This window comes from Streptomyces sparsus (assembly GCF_054776295.1).
The window spans coordinates 1-663 of the sequence record NZ_BAAHCA010001588.1; the positions used below are offsets into that span (position 1 = coordinate 1).

Below are 663 nucleotides of genomic sequence, written 5' to 3' on the forward strand. Positions count from 1 at the left end.
CCGTCCGCACGCGGGCGATCACCGGCGGGCTCGGCGGAGGGCGCGTCGGCGAGGTCGGCCTCCGCGGGTTCGGGGTGGTCGGCGGCCTGTTCGTCGGACCGGTCCTGTTCGTCGGACGGGTCCTGTTCGTCGGACGGGAACTGCTCGTGGCCACGGCCGGTCAGGGCGGCGAGGCTGGCGCGGACGTGGTGCAGGTGCGCCCGCAGCTCCTCCTGGCGCTCGGAGTGCTCACGCAGCACCCGCTCGGTCTCCCGCTCCACCCGGTCCGCGTGCACCCGCGCCTCGCGCCGCAACTCCTCGGCCTGCTCCTCGGCCTGCTCCACCTGCTGCCGCGCCGCCTCGTCGGCCTGCGTCCACGCCTGCTTCGACTCCGACCTGGCCGTCTCGCCCGCCTGTTCCAGCGCGGCGACACGTTCGCCCGACTCGGCTTCAGCTGCGGCCTGTTCGCGTTCCTGAGCGTCAAGTGCGGCCTTGTGCCCGCGTTCCTGCTCGGCGAGCAGCTCCGCGCACCGCCGTTCGGCCTCGGCCAGCTTCTCCCGTGCCTCGTCCCGGACCTGCGCGGCCTCGGCGCCGGCCGTCGAGCGCAGCTCGGCCGCCTGCTCGTGCGCCGGGGAACGGCATCGACTCGCCGACCGGCACCACGTCGTCCCAGCGGCCGGGCTC

General features: G+C 75.6%; 1 pseudogene. It reads right to left on the minus strand.

The features are described 5' to 3' along the window. Positions 1–663, minus strand: a pseudogene (locus ACYVE9_RS29770) (cellulose-binding protein); the annotation flags it as partial.